The sequence below is a fragment of the Xylophilus sp. ASV27 genome (genome assembly GCF_016428875.1).
Lineage (GTDB): Bacteria > Pseudomonadota > Gammaproteobacteria > Burkholderiales > Burkholderiaceae_C > Xylophilus.
Genome location: NZ_JAELTO010000295.1, coordinates 1 through 403, shown reverse-complemented (window position 1 = coordinate 403; position 403 = coordinate 1). Strand labels below are relative to the sequence as shown.

Sequence of the window (403 nt, the reverse complement as noted above, 5' to 3'; positions counted from 1 at the left end):
CCCCCCCCCCCCCCCCCCCCCCCCCCCCCCCCCCCCCCCCCCCCCCCCCCCCCCCCCCCCCCCCCCCCCCCCCCCCCCCCACCCCACCCCCCACCCCCCACATCTACACTAGGTTCTCTTCGTCGGCAGCGTCAGATGTGTATAAGAGACAGGCACCCCCCTGCTGGCGCTGTGCGCATCGGCCGCACTGCTGGCCGCTTGCGGATCGAGCACCGTCGAATCCGCGGTCACGCCGACCCGCATCGTGGTTTCTGTCTCTTATACACATCTCCGAGCCCACGAGACCGTACAGGAAATCTCGTATGCCGTCGTGGGCGTGTAAAGGGGGGGGGGGGGGGGGGGGGGGGGGGGGGGGGGGGGGGGGGGGGGGGGGGGGGGGGGGGGGGGGGGGGGGGGGGGGGGG

General features: G+C 76.7%; 1 protein-coding gene. It reads right to left on the bottom strand.

The annotated features are described in order from the left end of the window. Window positions 1–103 precede the first annotated feature (103 nt). Window positions 104–403: hypothetical protein (locus tag JHD63_RS22950; protein WP_198973131.1), on the bottom strand; the 300-nt coding region annotated here is incomplete at its 5' end.